At 72.4% G+C, this 19,115-nt stretch carries 16 protein-coding genes; 4 read left to right on the top strand and 12 right to left on the bottom strand.

Annotated elements, in window-relative coordinates:
• Positions 1 to 32: 32 nt before the first annotated feature.
• From QBL25_RS31770 to QBL25_RS31745, 6 genes are all read right to left on the bottom strand, one after another.
• Positions 33 to 725, bottom strand: a complete 693-nt coding sequence (locus tag QBL25_RS31770) for a GntR family transcriptional regulator (protein ID WP_409060378.1) — start codon at positions 723 to 725, stop codon at positions 33 to 35.
• A gap of 88 nt (positions 726 to 813) precedes the next feature.
• Positions 814 to 1,815 (bottom strand): proline racemase family protein, encoded by a 1,002-nt coding sequence (locus tag QBL25_RS31765; protein WP_409060377.1) that lies wholly within the window; start codon positions 1,813 to 1,815, stop codon positions 814 to 816.
• A gap of 42 nt (positions 1,816 to 1,857) precedes the next feature.
• A complete protein-coding gene (locus tag QBL25_RS31760) occupies positions 1,858 to 2,760 on the bottom strand; it encodes a dihydrodipicolinate synthase family protein (RefSeq protein ID WP_409060376.1) in 903 nt (300 codons plus the stop codon).
• Between the two features lie 83 nt (positions 2,761 to 2,843).
• Positions 2,844 to 4,346 carry an FAD-dependent oxidoreductase gene (locus QBL25_RS31755; RefSeq protein WP_409060375.1) on the bottom strand — a complete coding sequence of 501 codons (1,503 nt, stop codon included), beginning with the start codon at positions 4,344 to 4,346 and terminating at the stop codon, positions 2,844 to 2,846.
• Positions 4,343 to 4,669 (bottom strand): (2Fe-2S)-binding protein, encoded by a 327-nt coding sequence (locus tag QBL25_RS31750; RefSeq protein ID WP_409060374.1) that lies wholly within the window; start codon positions 4,667 to 4,669, stop codon positions 4,343 to 4,345. Before QBL25_RS31750 ends, QBL25_RS31755 begins: the two co-directional genes overlap by 4 nt.
• Positions 4,666 to 5,844, bottom strand: a complete 1,179-nt coding sequence (locus tag QBL25_RS31745; RefSeq protein ID WP_409060373.1) for an NAD(P)/FAD-dependent oxidoreductase — start codon at positions 5,842 to 5,844, stop codon at positions 4,666 to 4,668. The genes QBL25_RS31750 and QBL25_RS31745 overlap by 4 nt, the downstream gene beginning before the upstream one ends.
• 110 nt (positions 5,845 to 5,954) lie before the next feature.
• On the opposite strand from QBL25_RS31745, the gene QBL25_RS31740 reads away from it, so the two are divergent.
• The 3 genes from QBL25_RS31740 (at position 5,955) to QBL25_RS31730 (ending at position 8,795) form a co-directional block, all read left to right on the top strand.
• Positions 5,955 to 7,397, top strand: coding sequence for an aminopeptidase P family protein (locus tag QBL25_RS31740; RefSeq protein ID WP_409060372.1), 1,443 nt, complete (start codon positions 5,955 to 5,957; stop codon positions 7,395 to 7,397).
• A gap of 117 nt (positions 7,398 to 7,514) precedes the next feature.
• Positions 7,515 to 8,297, top strand: coding sequence for a polysaccharide deacetylase family protein (locus tag QBL25_RS31735; protein WP_409062841.1), 783 nt, complete (start codon positions 7,515 to 7,517; stop codon positions 8,295 to 8,297).
• 39 nt (positions 8,298 to 8,336) lie between these two features.
• Positions 8,337 to 8,795 carry an SRPBCC family protein gene (locus QBL25_RS31730; RefSeq protein WP_409060371.1) on the top strand — a complete coding sequence of 153 codons (459 nt, stop codon included), beginning with the start codon at positions 8,337 to 8,339 and terminating at the stop codon, positions 8,793 to 8,795.
• 78 nt (positions 8,796 to 8,873) lie between these two features.
• On the opposite strand, the gene QBL25_RS31725 is transcribed toward QBL25_RS31730, so the two are convergent.
• From QBL25_RS31725 to QBL25_RS31700, 6 genes are all read right to left on the bottom strand, one after another.
• A complete protein-coding gene (locus tag QBL25_RS31725) occupies positions 8,874 to 10,088 on the bottom strand; it encodes an FAD-dependent monooxygenase (RefSeq protein ID WP_409060370.1) in 1,215 nt (404 codons plus the stop codon).
• 100 nt (positions 10,089 to 10,188) lie between these two features.
• Positions 10,189 to 11,343, bottom strand: a complete 1,155-nt coding sequence (locus QBL25_RS31720) for an XdhC family protein (protein WP_409060369.1) — start codon at positions 11,341 to 11,343, stop codon at positions 10,189 to 10,191.
• Positions 11,344 to 11,379: 36 nt separating this feature from the next.
• On the bottom strand, positions 11,380 to 12,858 hold the full coding sequence (locus tag QBL25_RS31715) for an NCS2 family permease (RefSeq protein ID WP_409060368.1): 1,479 nt from the start codon (positions 12,856 to 12,858) through the stop codon (positions 11,380 to 11,382).
• A gap of 321 nt (positions 12,859 to 13,179) precedes the next feature.
• Positions 13,180 to 15,570, bottom strand: a complete 2,391-nt coding sequence (locus QBL25_RS31710) for a xanthine dehydrogenase family protein molybdopterin-binding subunit (protein WP_409060367.1) — start codon at positions 15,568 to 15,570, stop codon at positions 13,180 to 13,182.
• Positions 15,571 to 15,572: 2 nt separating this feature from the next.
• Complete coding sequence (locus QBL25_RS31705; protein ID WP_409060366.1) at positions 15,573 to 16,166, bottom strand: (2Fe-2S)-binding protein; 594 nt, start codon at positions 16,164 to 16,166, stop codon at positions 15,573 to 15,575.
• Complete coding sequence (locus QBL25_RS31700; protein WP_409060365.1) at positions 16,166 to 17,056, bottom strand: FAD binding domain-containing protein; 891 nt, start codon at positions 17,054 to 17,056, stop codon at positions 16,166 to 16,168. The genes QBL25_RS31705 and QBL25_RS31700 overlap by 1 nt, the downstream gene beginning before the upstream one ends.
• Positions 17,057 to 17,407: 351 nt before the next feature.
• Here QBL25_RS31700 and QBL25_RS31695 point away from each other — a divergent pair, with 351 nt between their 5' ends.
• Positions 17,408 to 19,108 (top strand): PucR family transcriptional regulator, encoded by a 1,701-nt coding sequence (locus QBL25_RS31695; RefSeq protein ID WP_409060364.1) that lies wholly within the window; start codon positions 17,408 to 17,410, stop codon positions 19,106 to 19,108.
• Positions 19,109 to 19,115 lie beyond the last annotated feature (7 nt).

Raw genomic sequence — 19,115 nt, 5'->3', positions numbered from 1 at the left:
GCTGACGGGCGTCCGGGCTGGCGGCCTCTGCGCTACTCGGCGGCCCACAGGCCGCGCACATGGCCGAGGTGTCGGGTCATGACCGCGCGCACGGCGTCCTCGTCGCGGGCGAGCAGCGCGTCCAGGATCTCCAGGTGCTCCTCGGCCGACGCCTCCAGGCGGCCCGCGTCGACCAAGGCCTGGAGCCCGTACAGGCGCGAGCGCTTGCGCAGGTCGCCCACCACCTCGACCAGGTGGTCGTTGCCGGAGAGCGCGAGCAGGCCGAGGTGGAAGCGGATGTCGGCCTCGACGTACGCGATGAGGTCGCCGTCCGCCGCCGCGGTGACGATCTCCCGCGCGGTGGGGCGCAGGGCCTCGAGCGCGGCGGGGTCGGCCGACGTGGCCAGCTCCGCCGTGGTGGGGATCTCGATCAGGGCGCGGATGTGCTTGTACTCGTCGAGCTGCTTCCCGGAGACCGCGGTGACCCGGAAGCCCTTGTTCGGCACCGTGTCGACGAGCCCCTCCTTGGCGAGGTCGAGCATGGCCTCGCGCACCGGGGTGGCCGAGACGCCGAAGCGCACGGCGAGGGTGGGCGCGGAGTACACCTCGCCCGCGCGCAGTTCACCCGCGATGAGCGCGGCACGCAAGGCGTCGGCGACCCGCTCGCGGTAGCTGCTGCGCGTGCCGCCCAGGCTCGGCAGGGCGGCGGGGGCGGCGGATGGGGCGGGGGTGCGCCGGGCGGCCATGGGAGCGGTTCCTCCAGGGTGCAATGTCACGTGCTACGAGTGCCACGGGGCCACGATTATCCCAGCCCGCCGGGGAACGGATCCCCGCCTAGAGGACGAACCCCGCGGGGAACGGGTCGTCCGGGTCGAGGAGGTACTGCGCGGTGCCGGTCACCCAGGCGCGCCCGGTGAAGCTGGGCAGCACGGCGGGGACGCCCGCGACCTCGGTGGTTCCAAGGAGCCGTCCGCCGAACCGCGTGCCGATGAAGGACTCGTTGACGAACTCGGTGTCCAGGGGCAGCTCCCCGCGCGCGTGCAGCTGGGCCATGCGCGCGCTCGTCCCGGTGCCGCAGGGCGAGCGGTCGAACCAGCCGGGGTGGATGGCCATCGCGTGCCGGGAGTACCGGGCGGTGGCGCCGGGAGCGTAGAGGTGGACGTGGTGGCAGCCGCGGATGGACGGGTCCTGCGGGTGCACCGGTTCCTCCTCCGCGTTGATCGCCGCCATCAGCGAGAGGCCCGCCGCGAGGATCTCGTCCTTGCGCCCGCGCTCGAAGGGGAGACCGAACTGCTCCAGGGGCAGGATCGCGTAGAAGTTGCCGCCGTAGGCCAGGTCGTACGTCACCGGGCGGCCGTCGGGCAGGGTGATCTTGCGGTCGAGGCCGACGGCGAAGGACGGCACGTTCTTCAGCGTGACGGCCTTCGCCGCGCCGTCCTCGACGGCCACGTCGGCGACGACGAGGCCCGCGGGCGTGTCCAGGCGGATCGTGGTGACCGGCTCGACGACCTCGACCATGCCGGTCTCGACGAGGACGGTGGCGACGCCGATGGTGCCGTGCCCGCACATCGGCAGATAGCCCGACACCTCGATGTAGATCACGCCGTAGTCGCAGTCGGGCCGGGTGGGCGGCTGGAGGATCGCGCCGCTCATCGCCGCGTGGCCGCGCGGTTCGTTCATCAGGAGCTGCTTGATGTCGTCGCGGTGCTCGCGGAAGTGGAGCCTGCGCTCGTTCATCGTGGCGCCGGGGACGGTGCCGATGCCGCCGGTGATCACCCGCGTCGGCATGCCCTCGGTGTGCGAGTCGACTGCGTGCAGGACGAGTTTGCTGCGCATGTGCGGTGCCTTTCCGTACGCGGGCGGGTGCGGGCGGCGCTGCTAGCGGAGGCCGGCGGCGATGGCCCGCTCGGTGGCCTCGCGCACCGCCTTCTCCTGCTCGGGCAGCAGCGGCACCCGCGGGGGCCGGCACGGGCCGCCGTGGCGCCCCGCGATGTCCATGGAGAGCTTGATGGCCTGGACGAACTCCGGCCGGGAGTCCCAGCGGAGCAGGGGGTGCAACTGGCGGTAGAGCTTGCCCGCCGTGGCCAGGTCTCCGGCGACGGCCGCGCGGTAGAGCTCGACGGACGCGGCGGGGAGCATGTTCGGGTAGCCCGCGACCCAGCCCTTGGCGCCCGCGACGGCGAGTTCCAGCAGGACGTCGTCGGCGCCGGCCAGCAGGTCGAGTTCCGGGGCGAGTTCGGCGATGCGGTAGGCACGCCGTACGTCGCCGGAGAACTCCTTGACGCCCTGTACGTACCCCTCGGCGTGCAGTTGCGCGAGGAGCTCGGGCACGAGGTCGACCTTGGTGTCGACGGGGTTGTTGTACGCGACGACGGGCAGGCCCGCTCGCGCGACCTCGGCGTAGTGGGCGAGGACGGAGCGCGCGTCGGCGCGGTAGGCGTTCGGCGGGAGCAGCATCACGGACGCGCAGCCCGCGTCCTTGGCCTGCTCGGCCCAGCGGCGGGCCTCCGCGGAGCCGTAGGCGGCGACGCCGGGCATCACGCGGTGCCCACCGACCGCCGCGACGGCGGTCTCCACGACCTTGGCGCGCTCCTCGGGGGTGAGGACCTGGTACTCGCCGAGCGATCCGTTCGGCACGACGCCGTCGCAGCCGTTCTCGACGAGCCAGGCGCAGTGCGCGGCGAAGCGGCCGTGGTCGACGGAGAGGTCGTCGTTCAGCGGCAGCGCGGTGGCGACGAGGACACCGTGCCAGGGGCGGGAGCGGTCGGGGGGCGTGGTCATGGGCGTGGTCCCTTCGGTGCAGGTGAGGAGGGAGGCGGCGGGTGACTGGCGGGTGGGGTGCAGTGGGGTGCGGTGACGGCGGGTCAGCGCGGGGCGGGCGGTTCGTCCTCGTCGCCGTCCCGCGCTTCGGGGGTCTGCGCGAGGACGCCGAGCGGTACCGGCCGGGCGAACGGCCGGCGCGCGGACCGCTCGGCGCAGCCCACGAGTCCGGCGACGGCGGCCGAGCACATGCGACCCTGGCACCAGCCCATGCCGGCCCGGGTCAGGAGTTTCACGCTCCGCGCGTCGGTGGCCCCCAGTTCCCCGACGGCCGCGCGGACCGCCGATGCCGGGACCTCCTCGCAGCGGCAGACGAGGGTGTCGTCGCGCAGCTGCTCGGCCCAGTGCGCGGGCGGCGCGTACACGGCGTCGACGGCGGCGGCGAACGTCCGGGCCTTCGCACGGGACGCGGCAGCGGCGGCCCAGGCACGTGGGTCGGGCACCTCGCCCCGGAGCCGGGCGGCGGCCGAGCGGCCGGCGATGTGCCCCTCGGCGAGCGAGAGGGCGGCGCCTCCGATGCCGGTGGTCTCGCCCGCGGCCCAGACGCCGGGGACGTCGGTGCGCTGCTCGGCGTCGACGGCGACGTCCGGCCCCTCGACCCGGCAGCCGAGCCCCTCGGCGAGATCGGTGTGCGGCAGCATGCCGTGACCGACGGCCAGGGTGTCGCAGGGGATGCGCCGCCCGGTGCCGGGCCTGACCCGCCCTGCCGGGTCGAGGGCGGCGACGGTCACCGCGTCGAGCGCGCCCTTGCCGTGTGCCTCGACGACGGTGTGGCGTGGCAGCGAAGGAACCCGGTGGCGCAGCAGGCGTGCGGCGTATCCGGCGCCCTCGGCGAGCTTGTCCGGGTGGGCGGCGAAGGCGGCCGCGTGCCGCGCGAAGGCCTGGGGGCCGGTGGACTCGACCAGGGCGGCGACCTTCGCCCCGGCCGCCGCGAGCCCCACGGCCACGGGCAGGAGCAGCGGTCCGGTCCCGGCCACGACGGCGGTACGCCCGGGCAGGACGAGGCCTCCCTTGAGCATGGCCTGCGCGCCGCCGGCGGTGAGCACTCCGGGCAGGGTCCAGCCGGGGAACGGCAGGACCTTCTCGTATCCCCCGGTCGCCAGGAGAACGGCGTCGGCGTGCACGGCCGCGGACCGCTCCTGTGCGGGTCCGAGGAGCGCGTGGACGGTGAAGCGGTGTCCGCCGGGGGGCGGGGGCAGGGGCCTGGCGTGCGCGGCGGCGGGTTCGTCGTCCCCGAAGTGCCGCTCCACGCACCAGACATGATGCTCGGTCAGGTGGGCCACGCGGCCCTCGGCGATCAACGACGCCAGTCCGTCGCGCAGTTGCTCCCACGTACGCCACCGGTGGTGCAGGGCCCGCGGCCTGCGCGCGCCGAGCTCCGCCGCGGGCTGCCGGTAGAACTGCCCGCCCGCCTGCCCGGCCGCGTCGATCAGGATCACCCCTGCCCCGCGCCGCGCCGCGGCGAGCGTCGCCGCGAGTCCAGCGGGTCCGGCGCCGACCACGGCGAGCGTGCCGCCCGGCGGTGCGTCTGCGCGCGATCCGTTCATCGCCCCTCCCCCGGCTCCCCGTCGTGGCCGTCGCCGTCCTGCGTCCGGATCGTGTCGCCCGGTGCGGCCGGTGTCAGGCAAGCCCGTTGGTTCGGACGGCCGTTGATCTCCACCAGGCAGTCGAAGCAGACGCCGATGCCGCAGAAGACCCCCCTCGGTTCGCCGTGCCGTCGCGTGGTGCGCCAGGCGGTGACGCCCGCCGCCCAGAGCGCGGCGGCCACCGTCTGGCCCGGCAGGGCCGGGATCGCGCGGCCGTCGAAGGTGACGGTGTGCGGCGGTTTCGGGCGGGCGCGGGTCAGGGCCAGGGGGGTGCGTTCCTTCACGGGGCCTCCTGGGGCGGGGTGTCGGCGAAGCGGTCGGGGCGGAAGGGGGCGAGGTCGAGCTCCGGGGCCGCCCCGGTGAGCGCCTGGGCGATCACGTGCCCGGTCCCGGTGGCGAGTCCGATCCCCGCGCCCTCGTGGCCGCAGGCGTGGAAGAGTCCCGGCACCCGGGCGTCGGGACCGATGGCGGGGAGGTGGTCCGGCAGATAGGGGCGGAAGCCGACGTACGTCCGCAGCGCGCGGACCTCCGCGAGGAACGGGAAGAGCCGGGTCGCTCCCGCCGCCAGGGCCCGCACGACCGGCAGCGAGAAGCTCCGGTCGAAGCCGACCCGCTCGCGGCTCGCGCCGATCAGGACCGGCCCCGCCGCCGTGCCCTCGACCACCGGTGAGGTCTGGAGCGCGGCGGATCCGCTGGCCACGTCGGCCACGTAGTCGGCGGCGTACACCTTGTGCCGGATCCTGCGCGGCAGCGGCTCGGTGACCAGGACGAAGCCGCGCCGCGGCAGCACGGGCAGGCCGACCCCGGCGAGGGCGGCCACCTCGCCGCCCCAGGTGCCGGCCGCGTTCACCACGTACGGGGCGTGGATCTCGCCCCGGTCGGTGCGGACCCCGCGCACGCCATGGGCCGCGGTCCGCAGCACGGCGGTGACGGTCGGGCCCGTACGGAGTTCGGCCCCCGCTCCGCGCGCCAGGCGCACGAGGTGGGCGGCCGCCAGCGACGGCATCACCTGGGCGTCCTGCGGGTACAGGACGCCGCCCGCCACGTCCGGAGTCAACCACGGTTCGAGAGCGCGGAGTTCGGAGGGCGTGACGGGCCGTGCGTCGACCCCTGCCGCACGCTGCCCGGCGGCGAACTCCGCGAGCGCCGGGAGCCCTTCACCGGACGACGCGACGACCACGCCGCCCTTGGCGTCGTACTCGATGCGGGTGCCGATGCCGGGCTCGGCGGCCAGCTCCGTCCACAACCGGCCCGAGAGAAGGGCCAGTTCGAGCTCGGGGCCGGGTTCCTTGTCGGAGACGAGGAGGTTTCCCTCGCCGGATCCTGTCGTGCCGCCGGCCACCGGGCCGCGGTCCACCAGGACGACGGACAGGCCGGCCCGCGCGGCGTACAAGGCGCAGGCGGCGCCCACCATCCCGGCGCCGATCACCACAACATCGCAGGTCAGCCGCTTTGTCACGCCAGTACTATGTCACATGTTCCCTTACGGGCCAAGGGTCTCTACGCTGGCGGTACCGCCAGCCGCACCCGCGCCACGAGCCCCCGAACGGGGAAGAAAAGGTGAACCGCATGGCCAAGTCCACGGCACGCAAGAACAGCCTCTACCCCGGGATCTCCCCCGAGCTCTCCGCCCTGATGAGGACCGGCTGGGCCGACACGGAACAGCGCGACCTGCGCCCGGCCGAGCAGGCCCCGCACGCCGCGCGCCGCCGCGCCGCCCTGTCCGCGCTGTTCCCGGGCGAGCGCCTGGTGATCCCCTCCGGCAAGCTCAAGACCCGCTCGAACGACTGCGCTTACCCCTTCCGCCCGTACTCCGCGTACGTCCACATGACCGGCGACCAGGCCAGGGACTGCGCCCTCGTCCTGGAACCGCGCGAGGGAGGCGAGGGCCACGACGCGTACGTCTACCGACTCCCCCGCGACAGCCGGGACGGCGACGAGTTCTGGACCGGCATGACCGCCGAGCTGTGGATGGGCCGCCGGCGCAGCCTCGCCGAGTCCGAGCTGCTCCTCGGTCTGCCCTGCCGCGACATCCGCGAAGCCCCCGCCCGACTCGCCGCGTCCGGCGCACCCACCCGGATCGTGCGCGGCCACGATGCGGCGCTCGAAGAGGCGGTGACGAGCGACGAGGAGCGTGACGCCGAACTGGAGGCGGCGCTCTCGGGCCTGCGCCTGGTCAAGGACGACTGGGAGATCGGCGAGCTGCGCAAGGCGGTGGACTCCACCGTCCGCGGATTCACCGACGTGGTGCGGGAGTTGGCCGTCGCGATCGACACCTCGGAGCGCTGGATCGAGGGAACCTTCCACCGCCGCGCCCGCCTTGAGGGCAACGACGTCGGCTACGGCTCGATCTGCGCGGCGGGCGAGCACGCCACGATCATGCACTGGGAGCGGAACGACGGCCCGGTCCGCCCGGGCGAACTCCTGCTCCTGGACGCGGGCGTGGAGACCCACACCCTCTACACCGCGGACGTCACGCGCACCCTGCCCATCAGCGGCACCTTCACCCCGCTCCAGCGGAAGATCTACGACGCGGTGTACGAGGCGCAGGAGGCCGGCATCGCCGCCGTGAAGCCGGGCGCCGCGTACCGCGACTTCCATGACGCGGCGCAGCGGTACCTCGCACACAAGCTCGTCGAGTGGGGCCTTCTCGACGGCGACCCGGAGCGGGTCTTCGAGCTCGCCCTCCAGCGCCGCTTCACCATGGCGGGCACGGGCCACATGCTCGGCCTCGACGTCCACGACTGCGCCCAGGCGCGTACGGAGGAGTACGTGGGCGGCGTCCTGGAAGAGGGCATGGTCCTCACCGTCGAACCCGGCCTCTACTTCCAGCCGGACGATCTCACCGTGCCCGAGGAGTACCGCGGCATCGGGGTCCGCATCGAGGACGACCTCCTGGTGACGGCCGAGGGCAACGAGAACCTCTCGGCGGGTCTGCCCCGGCGCGCCGACGCCGTCGAGGCCTGGATGCGCGACCTGACCGGCGACCGCGGCCAAGGATCGCAGCACTAGGGCTCCCACCAGGGCGGATGCCGCTGAACACACGGTCCGGCGGGCTCCGCGACCCCGCTATACACTCCGTATATACACGCTATGTATAGTGCTCGCATGCCCGCTGCGAAAAGCAAGATGAACAAATCGGCCAAAGGGTTCCGTCGCGCCGCCTCCATGACGGCCATGACCGCCGTGGTCATGGCCGTCGCCCTGACGGGATGCACCAAGGTGGACACCATCGCCCCCAGCTCCGCGCGCAAGGACGCGGCGTCGGTGAGCGTCAAGAGCCAGGGGAAGCTCGGCACCGTCGACTGCCGCAAGGCGAAGTGCGTGGCCCTGACGTTCGACGCGGGCCCCAGCGAGAACTCGCCGCGGCTGCTCGACATCCTCAAGGAGGAGAAGGTGCCCGCCACCTTCTTCCTGCTCGGCAAGAACCACATGGCCGAGCACCCCGAGCTCGTGAAGCGGATGGCCGCCGAGGGACACGAGGTCGCGAGCCACACCTGGTCGCACAAGATCCTCACCGACATCACGCCGGAAGAGGCCCGCGAGGAGCTGCGCAAGCCGAACGAGGCGATAGAGAAGCTGATCGGCCACAAGCCGACGCTGATGCGCCCGCCGCAGGGCCGCACCAACCCGGACGTCAACAAGATCTCGCGCGAGGAAGGCCTCTCGGAGGTCCTGTGGAGCGTGACCGCCAAGGACTACACGACCGACGACTCGGACCTGATCAAGAAGCGCGTCATCGACCAGACCGGCCGGGACGGCATCATCCTGCTGCACGACATCTACAAGGGGACGGTCCCCGCGGTGCCGGGCATCATCGCCGAGCTGAAGAAGCGCGGCTACGTCTTCGTGACGGTTCCGCAGCTGCTCGCGCCGGGGAAGGCCGAACCCGGCAAGGTCTACCGCCCGTAGCAGCCGCGTTTCGCCGCCCGGTACTGGCAGGATCGACGTGTGGCTCTCTTCCGTATCGACCGCGCATCGTCCCTGCCCGCCGACGAGGTCTGGCGCCGGCTCACCACGTGGGAGCGGCACGCCGACGTCGTCCCGCTGACCCGGGTGACCGTCCGGACGCCGCCGCCCAGCGGGCAGGGGACGGTGTTCGTCGCCCGCACCTCGCTCGGCCCCGTGGGCTTCGACGACGTGATGGAGGTCGTCACCTGGCGTCCCGCTCCCGGGGGCGGCGGGATGTGCCGCCTGGAGAAGCGGGCCACGCTCGTGACGGGATGGGCCGAGATCGAGGTCTCCCCCCGGGCCGGGACGACCGGTTCCGCGGTCGTCTGGCGCGAGGACCTGAGCGTGCGGGGGCTCCCGAAGGCCTTCGACCGGGTGCTCCTGGCCGCCGCGCGCTGGATGTTCGGGCGGGCGGTGGACGGACTGCTCTCCTCGCCCTCGCCGCGCTCACCCGCCTGACCACAGCGCTCACCCGCCTGACCACCGCGCCCCTGCGCCTGACCGCCGAGCCCCTCCGCCTGACCGCCGCGCTGCTCGTCAGCCCCGCGGGGCCTGCGCACGCCCGTGCAGCGTCCGTGCCACCCGCGGTCCCAGCCACCGCTTCATCCGGCGCAGCGGCTCCAGCTGCTCGGCCGCGCGGTCGATCCGGTAGTACAGCTGCGGCGGGACGTGCGGGAGCAGCGGGGAGTGGCGCTGGCCGAGGAGCGCGAACATCTGGGCCGGGTCGAGGCCGATGTAGCGCGGCAGGTTCTCGTACCACTGGGCGCTGTAGCGGGCCGCGCTCTGGACGGACAGGAGGGCGGACCGCCGCTCGCGCTCGTAGCGTGCGAGGGCGGGGGTCAGCTCCGGGCTCCCCCGCAGCGCGTCCGCGAGGGCGATGGCGTCCTCCAGGGCGAGCGTCGTGCCCGCGCCGATGGAGTAGTGCGTGGTGTGCGCGGCGTCGCCGAGCAGGACCACGTTGCCCCGGTGCCAGGTCCGGTTGGTCAGCGTCCGGAAGCTGAGCCACTGCGCGCTGCCGTCGGCCTTGGCGCGGCCGATCAGCCGGTGCCCGTCCAGCGGTCCGGCGAAGAGCCGCTCCAGGAGGGCGATGCCCTCGGCCTCGCTCGCCTCGTGCAGGCCGAGGCCCGTCCAGGTCTCCGGGGCGCACTCGATGACGCACGTGCTCTTCTCGTCGCTGAAGCGGTAGCCGTAGCACCAGATCCAGCCGTGCGCGGTCTCCACGAAGGCGAAGGTGAAGGAGTCGAAGACCTTGGTGGTGCCGAGCCAGATGTACTTGTTGCGGCCGAGGGCGACCTGCGCGCCGAAGTGGTCCGTGTGCCGCTCGCGCAGCGCGCTCCTGACGCCGTCGGCGGCCACGATCAGATCGGCGTCGGGCAGCTGCGCCGCGTCGGTGATCTCCCGTTCGTACGCGACGTGTACGCCGAGCGCCCTGGCCCGGTCCGCCAGGATGTCCAGGAGGCGGTGGCGCCCGATGCCGTGGCCCTCGTCGCCGTGGTGGACCGTCGTGCGGTCGCCGACGTGCGCGACGCCGTCGCTCCAGCGGACCGAGTGCTCGCTGACGGCCCGCGCGGACTCGGGGTCACCGGCGCGGAGTTTGTCGAGCAGGCCGCCCCAGTAGGTGACCCCCCAGCCGTAGGTCGAGCCGGCCGGGTCGCGTTCGTGGACGGTGATGTCGTGGGACGGGTCCTGCCGCTTGAGCAGGATCGAGAGGTACAGGGCGGCGGGACCGCCACCGACGCAGGCGACCTTCACGGATGCTCCTGTTGCGTCACAAGGTGATCAATTCGTCACGCAAGGTAGCAGCAATGCGGGGCGGGCCCGGGGATCTTGGACGGCGGGCGGAGCCGGGGCGTCAGGCCACGGACCCGATGCGCCGTGCGGGCCGCGAGCCGTCGTGGTGGATCGGCGTGTGGGCGCCCGTGAGGGAGACGCCGCTGCCGCCGCGCCGGTTGGCGACGATCTCCGCGGCGATGGAGAGGGCCGTCTCCTCCGGGGTGCGCGCCCCCAGGTCGAGGCCGATGGGCGAGCGGAGCCTGGCCAGCTCCAGTTCGCTGACGCCGACCTCCCGCAGCCGCTCGTTGCGGTCCTCGTGGGTGCGGCGCGAGCCCATCGCGCCCACGTAGGCGACCGGGAGGCGCAGGGCCAGCTCCAGCAGGGGCACGTCGAACTTGGCGTCGTGGGTCAGGACGCACAGCACGGTGCGTGCGTCGACCTCCGTGCGCCGCAGGTACTGGTGGGGCCACTCGACGACGACCTCGTCCGCGTCGGGGAAGCGGGCCGCCGTGGCGAACACGGGCCGTGCGTCGCAGACGGTCACGCGGTAGCCGAGGAACGCGCCGACCCTGACGAGCGCCGACGCGAAGTCGATCGCGCCGAACACGATCATGCGGGGCGGCGGGACGCTCGACTCGACGAGGAGGGTGAGCGGCTGCCCGCAGCGCGAGCCGTCCTCGCCGATCTCCACCGTGCCGGTGCGCCCCGCGTCCAGCATCGCGCGGGCCTCGCCCGCGGCGGTGCGGTCCAGCTCGGGATGGCCGCCGAGGCTCCCTTCGAAGCCTTCGGCGGCACCGGACCGTACGAGAAGGGCCCGGCCCACGAGGTCCGCGGGTCCGGCGGTGATGCGGGCGACGGCCGCGGCCTCGCCCGATGCCGCGGCCGCGAGCGCGGCGGCGACGACCGGCCGCGCGGTGGAGTCCGCGCGGACCGGGGTGACCAGGATGTCGATGATGCCGCCGCAGGTCAGACCGACGGCGAAGGCGTCCTCGTCGCTGTAGCCGAAGCGCTCCAGGACGCTCTCGCCGTCTTCCAGTGCCTGCTGGCACAGGTCGTAGACGGCGCCCTCCACACACCCGCCGGAGACGGAGCCGATCGCCGTGCCGTCGGAGTCGACGGCCAGGGCCGCACCGGGCTGCCGGGGCGCGCTGCCGCCGACCGCCACCACGGTGGCGACGGCGAAGTCGCGTCCCTGCTCGACCCACCGGTTCAGCTCCTCGGCGATGTCCAGCATGTCCGTCTCCTAACGGGTGTGTGATTCCAGGATGGGCTACTTGACGCCCATCCAGTTCTCGATCGGGTGGAGGGCGAAGAAGGCCAGGAACACGAGCGCGAGCACCCACATCAGCCAGCCGATCTCACGGACCTTGCCCTGGGCGGCCTTGATCAGGACGTGGGCGATGACACCGGCCGCGATACCCACCGTGATGGAGTACGTGAAGGGCATCAGGACCGTGGTCAGGAACACCGGAATGGCGGTGGCCTGGTCGGTCCAGTCGATGTGCCGGGCGTTGGTCAGCATCATCGCGCCGATGACCACGAGCGCGGCGGCCGCGACCTGCGTCGGGATGAGCTGGGCCAGCGGGGTGAAGAAGAGGCACAGGGCGAAGCCGAGGCCGGTGATCACGCTCGCGAAGCCGGTGCGCGCGCCGTCGCCGACGCCCGCGGTGGACTCGACGAAGACGGTCTGGCCGGAGGCACCGGCGAAGCCGCCGACGACGCCGCCGGCACCGTCGATGGCAAGGGCCTTGTTCAGGCCCGGCATCTTGCCGTCCTTGTCGGCGAGGTTGGCCTGCTGGCCGATGCCGATGATGGTGCCCATGGCGTCGAAGAAGCCGGCGAGGACCAGGGTGAAGACGATGACGCCCACGGTGATGGCGCCGATGTCGCCGATGCCGCTGAAGGACACCTCGCCGAAGAGGCCGAAGTCGGGCGACGCGACGATGGAGCCGTCGAGCTCCGGGGCGTTGAGGCCCCAGTCCTTCTGGCTCAGGCCCGCGACCTGGTTGACGATCGCGGCGAAGACGGTGCCGCCGACGATGCCGATGAGGATCGCGCCCGGCACCCTGCGGACCTGGAGCACGAAGATCAGCAGGACGGTGACGGCGAAGCACAGGACGGGCCAGCCGATGAGCTTGTCGTCGATGCCCATCTGGATCGGCTTGGCGCCCATGTCGCCGTACTTGGACGGCATGGAGGTGACGAAGCCCGCCTGGACCAGGCCGATCAGCGTGACGAACATGCCGATGCCCATGGTGATGGCGTGCTTCAGCGCCAGCGGGATCGCGTCCATGATCAGGGTACGCAGCCCGGTGAGGACCAGCAGGATGATGATGACGCCGTAGATGACGCACATCGCCATCGCGTTGCCCCAGGTCATCTCCGGGGCGACCTGGAAGGCCATCACGGCCGAGACGCCGAGTCCCGCCGCAAGGGCGAGCGGCACGTTGCCGAGGATGCCCATGACGATGGTGGTGGCCGCGGCCGCGAAGACCGTGGCGGTGGTCAGCTGATCACCGTCGAGGCGGTGTCCCGTGGCGTCGGGCACCGAGAGGATCACCGGGTTCAGGAGGATGATGTAGGCCATCGCCATGAAGGTGGTGATGCCGCCACGCACCTCCCGCCCGACGGTCGACCCTCTCTGGGTTATGTGGAAATACCGGTCCAGCCAAGACCTTCCGGCCGGGACGCGCGAGCCGTTGCCCGCGTCCTCCGCCGTGGTCTTCGGCTCCGTTGACTGCTGGGTCATGGTGCCTAACTCCCAAGGTTCATAGGGGCACCCGCAACAGGCTGGTCGTACAAGGGTCGGGCCTGTGGAGACTGCGGGATTTGGGATGCTGCGTTGGGCGCACGACCCGGGGGACGGCCCGAGACGAACTGGGGCTCCGAAGAGCGTGGGTGCTGCGTGGGTGTCGCTTTAGGTGCTGCGTGGGGTGTGTGTTGCGTGGGGTTCCGGATGACCGCGAGCGGTGCGGTACGGGGGTTCTCCGGGCGGCACGGGCGCGTCGGGAAGTGTGACGTTCCGTGGGAGGCGCGCGCCGCCCGGAGAGATCGTGGGAACAGGGGCCGGTCAGGTCCCGGTCAGGTGCTCGGGGCGTACCGGCGTCTTGTTCAGCTCCAGGCCCGTCGCGTTCCGGATGGCCGCGAGGACCGCCGGGGTGGACGAGAGGGTCGGGGCCTCACCCATGCCGCGCAGGCCGTAGGGCGCGTTCGGGTCGGCCAGTTCGAGCACGTCGACCGGGATCGTCGGCGTGTCGAGGATGGTCGGGATGAGGTAGTCCGTGAAGGAGGGGTTGCGCACCTTCGCGGTCTTCGGGTCGACGATGATCTCTTCCATCACCGCGACGCCCAGGCCCTGGGTGGTGCCGCCCTGGATCTGGCCGACCACGGAGAGCGGGTTGAGCGCCTTGCCGACGTCCTGGGCGGTGGCCAGTTCGACGACCTTGACCAGGCCGAGCTCGGTGTCCACCTCGACGACCGCGCGGTGCGCGGCGAACGAGTACTGGACGTGGCCGTTGCCCTGACCGGTCTTCAGGTCGAAGGGCACGGTCGGGCGGTGGCGCCACTCGGCCTCGACCTCGACGCTCTCGCCTTCGAGCAGTTCGGCCAGGTCCGCGAGGGCCTCGCCGCCGTCCGTGAGGACCTTGCCGCCTTCGAGCACCAGCTCGGCCGTCGCCCACGCGGGGTGGTACGAGCCGAACTTGCGGCGGCCGATCTCCAGGACCTTCTCGCGGACGAGCTCGCAGGAGTTCTTGACCGCGCCACCGGTGACGTACGTCTGACGGGACGCGGACGTCGACCCTGCGGAGCCCACCTGGGTGTCGGCGGGGTGGATGGTCACCTGCTGGACGCCGAGCTCGGTGCGGGCGATCTGCGCGTGGACGGTGATGCCGCCCTGGCCGACCTCGGCCATCGCGGTGTGCACGGTCGCGACCGGCTCGCCGTTGATGACCTCCATGCGCACCTTGGCGGTGGAGTAGTCGTCGAAGCCCTCGGAGAAGCCGACGTTCTTGATGCCGACCGCGTAGCCGACGCCGCGGACGACTCCTTCGCCGTGCGTGGTGTTGGAGAGGCCGCCGGGCAGCGCGCGCACGTCGGCGCCCTCACTGGACTCCCACTGGCGCTCGGGCGGCATCGGACGGGCCTTGACGCGGCGCAGGATCTCGGCGACCGGGGCCGGCGAGTCCACCGACTGACCCGTCGGCAGGAGCGTGCCCTGCGACATGGCGTTGAGCTGGCGGAACTCGACCCGGTCCATGCCCACCTTGTCGGCGAGCTTGTCCATCTGGGCCTCGTAGGCGAAGCAGGCCTGGACGGCGCCGAAGCCGCGCATCGCGCCGCACGGGGGGTTGTTGGAGTAGAGGGCGATCGCCTCGATGTCGACGTCCTCGATCACGTACGGACCGACGGACAGGGACGAGGCGTTGCCCACGACCGCCGGGGAGGCCGACGCGTAGGCGCCGCCGTCCAGGACGATCTTGCACTTCATGTGCGTGAGCTTGCCGTCCTTGGTGGCGCCGTGCTCGTAGTAGAGCTTCGCCGGGTGGCGGTGGACGTGGCCGAAGAAGGACTCGAAGCGGTTGTAGACGATCTTGACCGGCTTGCCGGTGCGCAGCGCCAGGAGGCAGGCGTGGATCTGCATCGAGATGTCTTCACGGCCGCCGAAGGCACCGCCGACGCCGGAGAGCGTCATGCGCACCTTATCCTCGGGCAGGCCGAGGACGGGGGCGATCTGGCCGAGGTCCGAGTGCAGCCACTGGGTGGCCACGTACAGGTCGACGCCGCCGTCCTCCGCCGGGATGGCGAGGCCGGACTCCGGGCCGAGGAAGGCCTGGTCCTGCATGCCGAAGGTGTACTCGCCCTTGACGATGAAGTCGGCCTTCTTGGCGGCCTCGTCGGCGTTGCCGCGCACGATCGGCTGGCGGTGCACGATGTTGGGGTGCGGGACGTGGCCGATGTGGTGGTCGTCGCGGCCCTCGTGGACCAGGACGGCGTCGGGCGCGGTGGCCGAGGCCTCGTCGGTGATGAGGGGCAGTTCGCGGTACTCGACCACGATCTTCGCGGCGGCACGGCGGGCCGTCTCCGGGTGGTCGGCGGCGACGAGGGCGACCGGCTCACCGTGGTGGCGGACCTTGCCGTGGGCGAGGACCGGGGTGTCCTGGATCTCCAGGCCGTAGTTCTTCATCTCGGCCGGCAGGTCGTCGTAGGTCAGGACGGCGTAGACGCCGGGCGTCTTGAGTGCCTCGACGGTGTCGATCGAGAGGATCTCGGCGTGCGCCACGGGGCTGCGGAGCGTCTGGCCCCAGAGCATGTCCTCGTGCCACATGTCCGAGGAGTAGGCGAACTCTCCGGTGACCTTCAGGGTGCCGTCCGGACGCAGGGTGGACTCGCCGATGCCGCCCTTGTTGTGCTTCTGGGTGACTTCGGTGGGCGCGCCCGTGGTGGTCTTCGTTCCAGCCATGATCAGACCGTCTCTTCCTGACGGGCGGCCGCCAGGCGGACCGCGTCCAGGATCTTCTCGTAACCGGTGCAGCGGCAGAGGTTGCCGGAGAGCGCCTCACGGATGTCGGCGTCCGACGGCGAGGCGTTGCGCTCCAGGAGCTCGTCGGCCGCGACCAGGAGGCCGGGGGTGCAGAAGCCGCACTGGACGGCGCCGGCGTCGATGAACGCCTGCTGGATGGCGGAGAGTTCGCCGCCTTCGCCGGTCTGGCCGTCCGTTCCCTTGGCCTGCCACTGGCGGGCCTCCTGGAGGGTGGTGCCGCCGCAGACGGAGCCGCAGGCGCCGCCCGGGTGGGCGTCGTCGCGGTGCTTGGCGTAGTCCGCGAGGCCCTCGACCGTGACGACCTCGCGGCCCTGGACCTGACCGGCCGCGACCAGACACGAACACACCGGTACGCCGTCCAGGCGGACGGTGCAGGATCCGCACTCGCCCTGCTCGCAGGCGTTCTTGGAACCGGGAAGCCCCATGCGCTCACGCAGGACGTAGAGGAGGGACTCGCCCTCCCACACGTCGTCGGCTTCCTGCTGACGGCCGTTGACCGTGAAGTTCACGCGCATTATGCGACTCCCTCAGTGCTGCGGCCGTTGCCGCGGTACGACTCCCAGGTCCAGCCGAGCGTGCGGCGGGCCATGATGCCGACGGCGTGGCGGCGGTAGTTCGCCGTGCCCCGGACGTCGTCGATCGGGTTGGCGGCACCGGAGGCGAGCTCCGCGAACTGCTTGGCGATCGAGGGGGTGATGATCTTCTTGCTGTCCCAGAACCCGCCCTCGTCGAGCGCGGCGTTCAAGAACTCCTCGGCCGCCTTCGCCCGGATGGGGGTGGGGGCCGCGGAGCCGATGCCGGTCCGTACGGTCCGCGTCTCGGGGTGCAGGGCGATGCCGAAGGCGCACACGGCGATGACCATCGCGTTGCGGGTGCCGACCTTCGAGTACTGCTGGGGGCCGTCCGCCTTCTTGATGTGGACGGACTTGATCAGCTCGTCCTGGGCGAGGGCGTTGCGCTTCACGCCGGTGTAGAACTCGTCGATCGGGATGAGGCGCGAGCCGCGGACGGACTCCACCTCGACCTCGCAGTCGGCGGCGAGCAGCGCCGGGTGGGCGTCGCCGGCCGGGGAGGCGGTGCCGAGGTTGCCGCCGACGCCGCCGCGGTTGCGGATCTGGGGGGAGGCGACCGTGTGCGAGGCGAGCGCGAGGCCGGGGAGCTCGGTGCGCAGCTCCTCCATGATCCGCGTGTAGGGAACCGAGGCGCCCAGCTGGACCGTCTCCTCGCCCACCGCCCACTCGCTCAGCTCGGCGACGCGGTTGAGGTCAAGCAGGTACTCAGGACGGCGGTGGTCGAAGTTGATCTCGACCATCACGTCGGTGCCACCCGCAATCGGCACAGCTGTCGGGTGCTCGGCCTTGGCGGCGAGCGCCTCCTCCCAGCTGGCGGGGCGAAGGAAGTCCATGAGGCTCTCTTCTTCGTATCGTGGGTCGTTCGCTTCGGGGGACTTCGTTCAGGCCACTCGGGCCGTTCGTCCCTCGACTGCTCGTTCATGTGCTGTTAACGCGGAGTGGGGCAAGTACACCGCCCCTGCGTCCGATGGGGTCAGTCACCGAAACCATGAAGGAGTTGGCTGGCCAAGGCGCGCGTCTTGTAGATTCGTATGAAGAACGGGCCCCAGTTACCTCGCGGATTCCCCCCGGAAACCGGAGGTGCCCCGGGACACGCGGGCCCGGGCCCACCCGTCAGCGACACAGAGTCGACAGACGCGAACTGTCTGTACATCCCATTCGAGACAAGATCGGCGGCGACCACCATGCGGCTGCGCGCACTCCTTGACACCGACGCGCTGGGCCTGCGACTGCTCGGCGGCGAGGACGAGCTCGACCGCACCGTGCGCGGTGTGATGACCACGGACCTGCGCGACCCCAGCCGGTACCTCACGGGCGGCGAGCTGGTCCTGACCGGCCTCGCCTGGCGCCACGACGCCTCGGACACCGAACCCTTCGTACGGATCCTGGCGAGCGCCGGGGTGGCGGCCCTGGCCGCGGGCGAGGCCGAGCTCGGGGCCATTCCGGACGACATCGTGGAGGCCTGCGCACGGCACCGCCTGCCGCTGTTCGCCGTGAACGAGTCGGTCGCCTTCGCGACGATCACCGAGCACGTCGTGCGCCAGGTCTCCGGCGAGCGGGCCGGCGACCTGGCAGCCGTCGTGGACCGGCACCGTCGCCTGATGACCTCGGGCCCCACCGGCGGCGGCCCCGACGTCGTCCTCGACCTGCTCGGCTCCGACCTGGACCTGCGGGCCTGGGTCCTGTCCCCCGCGGGCCGCGCCGTCGCGGGGTCGAGCGCGGCGGGCCCCGCCCTGCCGACGGCCGTATGCGCGCGCCTGGCGGGCGAACACCTGGCCGCGGCCCGCACGGGGCGCCGGGGCCCCCACCGGGTCCAGGTGGACGGCACGACGTACTCCCTGTTCCCCGTTCGGAGCAGCGGGCGCGGTCCGGCTTCCGCCGCGGCGGCGGCGAGCACGGCGGCGCTGCGCGACGTGCGCGAGACGGTCCTCTCGGACTGGCTCCTCGCGGTCGAGGCGGACGCGGGCGACTGGCCCGAGGAGCGCCTGGACCTGTTGCAGGGCGTCACCCAGCTGATCGCCGTGGAGCGCGACCGGCGCGACGCCGCGCGGACCGTGCGGCGCAGACTCGCCCAGGAGGTCCTCGAACTGGTCCAGACGGGCGCGGCACCGGCGGAGATCGCGGCGCGCCTGCGGGTGGCCGCCCCCGTGCTGCTGCCCGGCCTGGGCGCGGCGCCGCACTGGCAGGTCGTGGTGGCCCGCGTGGAGTGGGACGGCGGCGAGATCGAGGGCGGCCCGGTGGCCCAGTCCCTCCTGGAGGAGATCCTCGTCGATCCGCTGTCGGCGGGCCCCGAGCCGTCCGACCGCATCGCGGTGGCCCATACGGGTGACGAGGCGATCGCGCTGGTGCCGCTGCCCGCGGTCTCCTCGGAGCACGACGGGTCGGAGACGGGCCTGCTGGCCGACTCCCTCCTGGAGTCCGTCCGCGACCCCCTGTCGGCGGGCCTGGACGGCGACGGCCGCCTCACGCTGGGCGTCAGCGCGTCCGTGCACTCGGCGGAGGGGCTGCGGGGCGCCCTGGAGGAGGCACGGCACGCCCGCCGGGTCGCGGCGGCCCGTCCGGGGCGGGTCTGCGCGGCCGGCCACCAGGAGCTCGCCTCGCACGTCCTGCTGCTGCCGTTCGTCCCGGACGACGTGCGCCGGGCGTTCACCGCGCGCCTGCTCGACCCGCTGCGGGACTACGACCGGCGCCACCGCGCCGAACTCATCCCGACCCTGGAGGCGTTCCTGGACTGCGACGGTTCCTGGACGCGGTGCGCGGCGCGGCTGCACCTGCACGTCAACACGTTGCGCTACCGGGTGGGCCGTATCGAGCAGTTGACGGGTCGTGACCTCTCGCGCCTTGAGGACAAGCTCGATTTCTTCCTGGCACTGCGGATGAGCTGACACGGGC

The organism is Streptomyces sp. SYP-A7185 (genome assembly GCF_046103685.1).
Classification (GTDB): domain Bacteria; phylum Actinomycetota; class Actinomycetes; order Streptomycetales; family Streptomycetaceae; genus Streptomyces.
This window is presented reverse-complemented; position numbering and strand designations above follow the sequence as displayed.